The sequence below is a fragment of the Paracoccus sp. DMF genome, assembly GCF_004407025.1.
Lineage (GTDB): Bacteria > Pseudomonadota > Alphaproteobacteria > Rhodobacterales > Rhodobacteraceae > Paracoccus > Paracoccus aminovorans_B.
Map to the genome: position 1 here is coordinate 1 of NZ_SOKV02000077.1, position 7,880 is coordinate 7,880.

Annotated in this window: 8 protein-coding genes; 1 reads left to right on the plus strand and 7 read right to left on the minus strand. The window is 65.2% G+C overall.

Features of this window, described 5'->3' with window-relative positions; all coding sequences use genetic code 11:
* Positions 1-507 precede the first annotated feature (507 nt).
* The gene (locus E3D03_RS19560; RefSeq protein WP_263568348.1) at positions 508-1,920 is read left to right on the plus strand and encodes a hypothetical protein; all 1,413 of its coding nucleotides are present in this window, start codon (positions 508-510) and stop codon (positions 1,918-1,920) included.
* Between the two features lie 47 nt (positions 1,921-1,967).
* On the opposite strand, the gene E3D03_RS19565 is transcribed toward E3D03_RS19560, so the two are convergent.
* The 7 genes from E3D03_RS19565 to E3D03_RS19595 form a co-directional block, all read right to left on the minus strand.
* Entirely contained in the window at positions 1,968-2,390 is a 423-nt protein-coding gene (locus tag E3D03_RS19565) for a DUF6362 family protein (RefSeq protein WP_263568349.1), read from the minus strand.
* Complete coding sequence (locus E3D03_RS19570; protein WP_263568355.1) at positions 2,383-2,577, minus strand: hypothetical protein; 195 nt, start codon at positions 2,575-2,577, stop codon at positions 2,383-2,385. Before E3D03_RS19570 ends, E3D03_RS19565 begins: the two co-directional genes overlap by 8 nt.
* A 5-nt stretch (positions 2,578-2,582) precedes the next feature.
* Positions 2,583-3,101, minus strand: a complete 519-nt coding sequence (locus E3D03_RS19575; RefSeq protein WP_263568350.1) for a hypothetical protein — start codon at positions 3,099-3,101, stop codon at positions 2,583-2,585.
* A 359-nt stretch (positions 3,102-3,460) separates the two neighbouring features.
* The gene (locus E3D03_RS19580) at positions 3,461-5,755 is read right to left on the minus strand and encodes an AAA family ATPase (protein ID WP_263568351.1); all 2,295 of its coding nucleotides are present in this window, start codon (positions 5,753-5,755) and stop codon (positions 3,461-3,463) included.
* The gene (locus tag E3D03_RS19585) at positions 5,752-6,519 is read right to left on the minus strand and encodes a hypothetical protein (protein ID WP_263568352.1); all 768 of its coding nucleotides are present in this window, start codon (positions 6,517-6,519) and stop codon (positions 5,752-5,754) included. The genes E3D03_RS19580 and E3D03_RS19585 overlap by 4 nt, the downstream gene beginning before the upstream one ends.
* Positions 6,519-6,944, minus strand: coding sequence for a DUF6511 domain-containing protein (locus E3D03_RS19590; RefSeq protein WP_263568353.1), 426 nt, complete (start codon positions 6,942-6,944; stop codon positions 6,519-6,521). Before E3D03_RS19590 ends, E3D03_RS19585 begins: the two co-directional genes overlap by 1 nt.
* A partial coding sequence (locus E3D03_RS19595; RefSeq protein WP_263568354.1) for a DEAD/DEAH box helicase occupies positions 6,941-7,880 on the minus strand: 940 nt, incomplete at its 5' end. The genes E3D03_RS19590 and E3D03_RS19595, both read right to left, overlap by 4 nt.

Genomic DNA, 7,880 nt, shown 5'->3' on the forward strand with positions numbered 1-7,880 from the left:
CCGCGCTTCGCCCGCCAGCATACGAATATCGCCAGGAAGGAACCGCGAACTCAATGGGTTAGCCGATTGGACCCGGCTGGAACCTTCGCTGGACCCCGGAAGCCAGCGACGCGGCGTCTGCCTGCGCGCTCCTCTCCCGAGTATATCGCTATAGATAGCGGCGTTGGGGCGATCCGTCTCGCGTTCCGGTGTCTCACGGAAAAGCGTCTCGCGTGCCGTCGAAGTCTTGACAGGCAGTCGGCAACGCCTCCAACCGACTAACTGCGACGCATGTCGCAAGTGCCGTGCCGCGAAACCTCAACAGGACTATGTCACGGGCGCAGGTGGCCGCCTCCCGCCGGCTGATGCCGTCAATCCCACTCCTTTGATTTCCGTTGGTTACTTTCAGGGATGCAGATGGTACGATCCTGCTGATTTGGGCGCGCCGTCAGTGAGGGGTAACATCAATAGGTTCATGCGAACATACGGCTCCTCGTTGAGTGTCAAAACTCTCCGCACGAGGCATTGATGGCAAACGTTCCACTCTTTGCGGGACTGATCCTGTTCGTCGTCGGAATCGCCCTCGGCGCTTGGCACTTGCGACGGGGAGAGCCGTTCTTCGCGATGGAGGTCAACCTCGCTGAGGGGCGTTTCGTCGGCGCGCCTGCCATAGCTTTCGTCATTGTTGGGGCCGGCCTTATGGTCGCCGCGCTATTCTTTGGAACTCGATCTCTGGAGGCGCAAATCGCGGAGAAGGACACGACGATCGAAACCTTAAGGGCCCAGAAAGATGGCGCCGAAACGGCAAGGGATCTTGCGATAGGAGAGCGAGAGGCCGCCGTGATTGCACGAGACGCCGCAGTAACCGCGCGAGATCACGCCATAAGCGCGCGGGATGACGCGCAAGAATCCAGCCGTCTGGCTGTTGACGCCGAAAAGCGAGCCGATGAGGCGAGGACCAGGGCGGAAGCGGAGCGAGATAGTGCGAACGAAGCCCTGGCAAAGGAAAGGGAAGAGCGCCGGGAAGCGTCGGCGCGTGCGAACCTCGCCGAAGCCAAGTCGGCGCGTGTTGATGCAGCGATGGCCGATCTAGAACGTCGTTTCCGTGATACGGTTCTTTTACTGCAACGTCTCGCCTTGTCGCCTGGTGAGGTCGAAGCCTTCACAGAACTTCGAAACGAAATTGCCTCGCTGAATGACCGCCTAGAGATCATCTCTCTCCATGCAACAGCGGACGTCCTGATTGAGGGACGCGAAAGATGGGTCACGTTCTCCATCGCACGGCCTGATTGGGGCGCGACGAGCCCAGATCAATATACCCTGTTCGAATTCGAGGCGCGGCAGACAACGCCAGTCGATCCTTGGGGCGGCCCGCCGTCAGAGCAGATGATTGGCGCTCTGGCAGCGAATTTATGCGAAGCGGCGAATCGAGCAATCTTCAGCAACGTCGATTTTTGGGACGCTCTCGCCGAACTTAGTGATGAACTGGCGGAAGCAAGAAGTAACCCCGTTATCGCGGAGCTTGCGGAGAGCGCATACCTTCGCCTCTTGGTTGCGCAGAAATTTACTGGTGCAGAGATGCTAATACGCGGCTATGCGGACGCGGCGGACGGCGACTGGCTCGAACCTTTGGACGCCCGTCCGGCTAGCGTGACGGTCTTGCCCCTGCGGGACCCCGCCTCCTCGGACGCGGTATTTAGCGAAGTTCCGGTGGAGATCCCAACAGGCCGCGAGACGCGCAGCGGCCGCGCATTCGGGAACGCCGACTTGCCCAATCTTCGTGCGAATGCGGTCGCTCGCTTGATCGACCGGATGACGGATCGATGCCGAGATCGAGGCGCAGGATTGGCGAGCATTGATGTCCTTGAGGGCTCCGTCGTGCCCCGGCGGGATAGCGCCTATCGACGCGTAGTCGGTTATCTCCAGGTACCCATGCCCTGACCCTCGTCCCCGGCTGAAACGAACGTTAGGCTTCAATCCAACCGCGTTCAGTCCACGCCATCTACCACAAAACGCCTCGACCGCTTCCGCGGCACCCGTTTCCCGTTCAGTCGCCAGACGATAACCGCAACGCCATACTGCCAGCGCCGGTTCGCCGTTGCCCGGCTGATCCCGAGCTCCCAGCAGATAGGCTTCCACGGCGTACCATTCGCTCGAAGCCAGACAAGGCGCGCATCGTCCTTCTCGAGCCAGCGCAGCCAGAGCATCGCTTCCTCGGCCTGCGTGATCTGACGCGGGCTTGGCCTCGGGCGACGCATCTGCGGCTCCTGACCGACCTTGTCGGCGAAGCTGTGGAAATACTCGGGCCATGCGTTGAAGAAGCCCTGTGGCATGACGCCCGGCATCTGCCGCATCACGCCCGCCGCAAGTTCCAGCCGGTCCTGTACTTGTGCTGTGGTCCACTCACCCATGACGCGCCTCCCGTTCCCGTTTGCCGTAGAGCCGCTCGCCGAGCTGACGGACCAGCTCGCGCTCCGGCCAGGTCAGGCGGTGGTCGTCGATGGCCACGGCCAGCAGGCCCTGTTCCTTCCAGCCGTCGCGCTTGACCTCGTCGGGATTGCGGCGGTGACCGCCGTAGCCCTTGGGCGTGAACCGCATGCCGCTCATCGCACACCTCCCCGGGTCTCCAGCGCCCAGAGCAGGATCGCGATGGCGTCGGCCTCATTGTCGTCGGCGGGGCTGAAGCCGCGCGCCCGGGCGGCCGCCATCATGGCTTCCTTGTTCGCGTTTCCCTTGCCGGTGGCGTGGCGTTTGATGGTGCCGACCGGTACGCCCTGATAGGCGACGCCCGCAGTCTCGGCCCACGACGTCAGCGTGGCCAGCAGCCCGCCATAGACATGCGCCGCGTCGGTGCCGACGTGCCTGCGCACCTCCTCGAAATGGATGGCGGTGATGGCGCCGGCTTCGTGCGCCAGCTGCTCGAGCCAGCCGCGGAACCTCAGGTAGCGCATGCCGCCGCCGTCGTAGCGGCTGGGTCGGAAGGACACGGTGCCGCTGGTGATCAGACCGTCCGCCGCCTGCAGGGCCCAGCCGGTCGTGGTGCCGAGATCGAGGGCGAGGACGACAGGCACGCCGGGCAACGGGGCGCTCATGGGTGTCGGGGTCAGAGATGCATGGGCCATGATCGGCTCCTTTCCGGGTTGCTGCTCGATGGGGTGGCGGGCGGGAAATCCAGCCCGAGAAATCGCCCAGGGGTAGGTGGTGACCCTCCCGCGCCTGGCGGGGAGGTCACCTACCCCTTAAGGGGGGCGTTTTCCGAATTCTGAAATCTGCCCCAAGGCATTGATCTGAAATAGAACTTCCAGAATCCGGAGCAGAATTCGGAAAGGCCCTTCCGGATTCTGGAAAGCATCTTCCAAGCCACTGAAATGAAATCGGAAAAGCCAGAATCCAGAATTCGCGCGGGAAGCAGAATTCGCGGATTCTGGCCAGAATCCGGGGCTGCGGAGCCAGAATCCGCGGCGGGGAACGGCGTGAATTCTCATGCCTCGTCCTCCTCCTGGTAGACCCAGACGGAGGGGTTCTCGACGGGCAGGACGGCCCCGGTCTGCGGGCATTTGTAGTGGCTGGGCAGCGCCGGGATCAGCTCCGGCTTGACCTCGCCCGTGTCGGGATCGACGGTCTCGCCGCCCGTGCCGAGCAGCATTCCCTCGACGCAGAGATAGCCGTATTTGCTCCGCTCCGCGGCCAGGCCGATGCGCGTGGCGGCGGGGCCGCGGATGAACTTGACCTTGCCCTTGGTGGCGAGAACGCTGAGCCGGTCGTGGAAGATGGTCCGCCCGCCGAGGCCGCCGGTATTCTCGAAGGCTTCGGAAAACTGGGCGAACGTATAGAGCTTGCCGCGCCGCGCCTCCTCGTAGAGCAGGCCGAGAATGACGTCGTTCTTGCGCATGCGCTCGGCGTCGTGCTTGGCGCCCACCTCGGCGCGCACGAGGCGCTCATTCATCGGGTTGATCTCGACCCATTGGCCGCGCACCTTGTCGATCAGCTTCGAGGGCAGCGCGGGGCCGTTGCGCAGTTCGATCTCCAGCTTGCGCTCTGACGCGTCCTCGTCGGGGCGGTGCAGGATGAGGCCGGAGGTGTAGAAGCCCCGCAGCGCGCTGGCGCCCGAAAGCGCGAGGAACGGATCCTCCTTCACCTGATGCTTGCTCAGCTTCTTGGTGTGGTGGATCAGGATGATCCCGCAGTCGGGGTTCACGTGGTCGCGCAGCACCTCGACCCGGTCCTTGAGAAAGAACATCATCGCGGCGTTGTCGTTCTCGCCACCGCCGCCAGGTCCGCCGTCGAACAGGTTGCGGATCGGGTCGATGCACAGGATGTCGACGGGCTCGACCGGGAACGCCTGCTGGATCGCCTGCGCGACCAGCGCGCTGCCACCCTCATCGAGGAGCAGTTTCAGCTTCGGCGTAACGACAAGAATTTCGCGGGCGGCGGCCATCACCTCAGGCGGCAGGCCGATCTGCTGCATGCGCTCGCGCAGATAATGGTACTGGATCTCGGCCTGCAGATAGAACACGCGCAGCGGCCGTGGCGGCGTGAAGCCAAGGAACGGCACACCGGCAGCCATGTGCACCAGCCAGCTGATGACGAGATCGCTCTTGCCAACCTTGGGCGCGCCGCCGAGCACCAGCATGCCGCCCGGGGTCAGGACGCGCGGGCCGATGATGTCGTCGGGCATCGGCGTGCCGTCGTCCAGCAGCGCGCCCAAGGTGAAGGTGGCGATCTCCCTTGCCGCCGGAGCGCCGTCGTTCCGAATGAGCGGCGGGCCGTTCCTCGCGATGTGCAGCGCCCAAAGCCGCTCGTATTCGACCCAGAGACGGTCTTCCTGCCAGTTCGGCCGGATCATCGCCGCGTTGTATTCGCCGATCGCGCGCCAGGCTTCCTCCCGGCTCATCCGCCCCTCATGCGCCATGCGGACATAGTGACCGATGGCCATGCTGACGCCTTCGAACCGCGTCCAGGCATCCTGGCCGCCCTCGCGGACCGGTGTGGTAAGGGCTGCGTCCACGCAGGGTTTCTCGCGCGGCTCGGCCGTCGCCATGCCGACACCGGGCATGGGCGGCATTTCGGCCGCGCGCTCGAGCATGTCGGCCAGATCGAACTCGAGATCGCTGGCTTCACGGATCAGGACGAGCCGTTCCTGTCCGCCCTTGTGATACACCGTGCCGGGCACGCGGATGGGCTGGTGCGCCGAGCGGAAATGCATGTCGCCGCCGACCTTGAGCGCGATATCGCCCCGCAACTGGCAAAGCCGCGCGAGATCGGCGCCTTCGGCGGGCTCGGTCAGCTTCCACCAGACATGGAGCTTGGTCGCGCCATCGGCTGTGCGCCCGCCGCTCTCGACGATCAGCGTCGGTCGCCCGAGGTGGTGGACGAGGTGATCGAGCTTGGCCGGGATGTCGCCTGCGTCCAGATCGACGACGACGCTCTGCATTTGCAGGACATCGGCGGCACGCGCCTGTCCGGTCTCCGCCACCGTGCCGGGAATGACATAGACCGCCGCGCCCTCGCGCGCGCCCCAGGCGGCGAAGGTGGCGAGCTTGTCGGGCGCCGCGCGGTTCGCGTCGATCCAGATGTTGTGGGGCCGGCCGTCCTTGCCCTGACCCTTGTCGACGAAGCCACGGACCGGGATCAGTCCCTCGGAGTAGCCGAAGACCACGTCGACGAAGCGCGCGATCTGCGCGGAGTCCGGTTCCACGGCGAAGGGATCGGGCAGCGGCGCCGCGTCGTTGAAATCCCGCCATGGATTGAAGTGGATGATCGTGTCGTCGCTCATGCCGCCAACCCCCAGCACCGCTCGGCATGGGCGCAGAAGCGGCATTCGAAGAAGTCGCGGCTGGCGGCGATGCGGGGCAGCAGCTCGCCCGCGTCGGTGGCTTGGAGTATGCGCACCGCGCGGTCGGACATGCGCTGCGCCAGATCGGCATCAAAGGGCACCTGCTCGTGATGCAGTTCGGCCGTGTCCTTGTTGATCGCCGTGAACAGTGCAGGGGCCGAGGAAATGCCCGGCACCGAAGGCTCCATGTAAGCCTGGTAGATCGCGATTTGTGCGGCATAGACGGGCTTGGCGACGGCGACCCCGTCCTTGACGCAGGCCCGCCAGTTCTTCGCGTTCATCGTCTTGCATTCCCACAGCGCCGGGGTGCGAAGACCGAGCGCAGCCGGTGCCGCCGCGATGATCCCGTCGACATGGCCACGGATGCGGCCGCCCGCGACGGAGAAGCCGAACTGATCCCCATCGGGCCGATTGCCCTTGCGGGTGTAGAGGTCGAGCCCCGCCGCCCGTAGCCAGCGGATCGCAAGATCCTCAAGCTGATGACCGATCGCGAAGATCCGCAGCGTCTGGCCGCCGAAATCCGCGCCATCATCCTTGGGCGCGCCTGCGAACTCGAACTGCAGCGCGCGTTCGCAGGCATGCCCCAGACGGGACGCGCCGAGATAGGTTCGGGGCGGCGTGGCCTCCCGCTCGGCGATCAGCGCGGCGTCGACCAGCGCGTTGATCCGCTCGGCCATGGAGGGGCGCGGGTTGAAATCCAGCATCAGAACGGCACCTCGCTCCTGGCGGCGATGCGCGACATCTCGGCGCCATAGCCCTCTAGAACCTCCTCGATCAGCGCAGTGACCTCTGTCGCATCCAGATCCCGCAGCCGCTTGTCCCAGCCGATCTCGTCCATGGTCGTGCCGAGCCGCTTCATCACCATCGCTATGGCGAGGCGTTCTTCATCAGTGGTTCCCTGCATCGTCAGTCCTTTCCGGTGGCGGGCCGCGAAGAACGCCTGGCAGTGCATCGAGCAGAACCAGCGGTGTTCGCAGGGGCGGGGTTTGATGGGGTTGAAGAAACCGAAGCCGCGCGCGGGGCGCAGACAGACGGCGCAAGGCTTGAGGCGCGGGTGCCAGAGCCGAATACGCTCCGGGCAATCCGCAGGCGCTGCGGGCGGGGATGGGACTTGCGCGACATGGCTCACGCCGCCCTCCGCTCGGGCTCGGCAGCCGTGACGAGGCGCCGGATGTCGCGCTTGTTGAACTGGAACGAGATCAGCGCGGAGGCGCGATAGCGCGTCAGGCCGAAGTCGCGCCGGAACTCCGGCGGCAGGCAATTCAGCTGCTTTTCCGTCGCGTCCTGCTTCAGCCAGCCCTTGGACTTGAAGGCGCTCTCGTCGGTCTCGTGGGTGTTCAGCCAGTCGTCGGCCTGCGCGAGACAGACGATGCGCTCGCCCACGCTCAGGAGCCGCGTCGCCTTGCCTTTGGCGCCCCCGACCGCGTGCCAGCGGCCCTCGAGGAAGAACACGCCGCACCAGGCGTGAAAGCCGTTGGCCATCAGCGCGGCGTCGTCGCCGAACAGGTCCACCCACGCGAAACTCGATCGCTCGAGAAGATCGAGCTCGGTCATGACGAAACTGTCGATTGGCTCAGCGCTTTCGCGCGGCAACTCGCACCCGCAGATAGGGCATTCGGTGACCGCGATCGGGATCTCGGCCTTGCATTCGGGGCAGAGCTTCGTGGGGGCTTCCCCCGGCGTCGGAACGCGCCCGTCGAGATCGACATCCTGTTCCAGCGTGCCGTGGATCAGGCTCGAGGTGCCGAAATCCAGCACGACGCAGTCGGTCTTCACGATGCCGGGATGTTCCTCGGGGTCGACGGTACGCAGGCCGCGCCCGACCATCTGGATCATTGTGGACTTGTAGGAGCTGGGCCGCAGCAGCACGACGCAGGAGGTGGGCGGATGGTCCCAGCCCTCGGTCAGCACCGCCACGTTGACCACGACGCGGATGTCGCCCGCCGCGTAGTCGGCGAGGATCGCCTTGCGCGTTTCTGCCGCCAGATCGCCGTGGATCAGCGCGGTGGAAACGCCAGCTGCCCTGAACGCGTCGGTGACGTGCTCGGCATGCGCGACGGTGGAG

Bases quoted from the DNA above. Each gene is read 5' to 3' on its own strand.
- E3D03_RS19560 (WP_263568348.1), top strand. From the start codon at position 508: ATGGCAAACGTTCCACTCTTTGCGGGACTGATCCTGTTCGTCGTCGGA.
- E3D03_RS19585 (WP_263568352.1), bottom strand. From the start codon at position 6,519: ATGCTGGATTTCAACCCGCGCCCCTCCATGGCCGAGCGGATCAACGCG.
- E3D03_RS19570 (WP_263568355.1), bottom strand. From the start codon at position 2,577: ATGCGGTTCACGCCCAAGGGCTACGGCGGTCACCGCCGCAATCCCGAC.
- E3D03_RS19580 (WP_263568351.1), bottom strand. From the start codon at position 5,755: ATGAGCGACGACACGATCATCCACTTCAATCCATGGCGGGATTTCAAC.
- E3D03_RS19575 (WP_263568350.1), bottom strand. From the start codon at position 3,101: ATGGCCCATGCATCTCTGACCCCGACACCCATGAGCGCCCCGTTGCCC.
- E3D03_RS19565 (WP_263568349.1), bottom strand. From the start codon at position 2,390: ATGGGTGAGTGGACCACAGCACAAGTACAGGACCGGCTGGAACTTGCG.